A 621-nucleotide genomic window follows, 5' to 3' on the forward strand; every position below is an offset into this window, starting at 1 on the left:
GCGATCGCCGACCATGCCACCAACCTGGTGGGCAAAATCCAAGGCGACCTGACCAACAGCCTGAAGCGGATTGGCGTAGACATCATCCAGGGTTGGGGCAAGCTGTTGGCCCCCCAAAAGGTGGACTAACATCCCCTCTTAACCTTCCAGCACCGGGCAGGCGTCAGACCCTATACGTCGTCTTGCGACTTCGCAAAGCCCTGTGTTTTTGTTAAACAGTCGCCTGGGCCTCTTCGCTGCGGCCTCCCATTCGCATGGGTAGGCTCCCCTTCTCCCGAAGTTACAGGGTTATTTTGCCGAGTTCCTTAGCCGTGATTCACTCGAGCACCTTAGGATTCTCTCCTCGACCACCTGTGTCGGTTTGCGGTACGGGTTAACTAACAATATGCTTAGCAGATTTTCTCGGAAGCCTTTAGGGATACTATCACGCCACCCGAAGGTCTTGTGTACTATCAGCCTTTGCCAAAACGTGCGGATTTGCCTACACATCCTATAGCTACAGCCTTCAACCCTCTATTCCGTCAGAGGGCGATCCTTTCACCACTTCGTCCCTACGTCGCTCATTAATTAAGTACTGGAATATTAACCAGTTGTCCATCGAACTTAGCTCTCGCCTCGCCC

Annotated in this window: 1 rRNA gene; it reads right to left on the reverse strand. The window is 53.1% G+C overall.

The features are described 5' to 3' along the window. Positions 1-621 (reverse strand): 23S ribosomal RNA (locus tag VPK24_RS01965); the annotation flags it as partial.

It is taken from the genome of Limnothrix redekei LRLZ20PSL1, from assembly GCF_043235035.1.
Classification (GTDB): Bacteria; Cyanobacteriota; Cyanobacteriia; order CACIAM-69d; family CACIAM-69d; genus CACIAM-69d.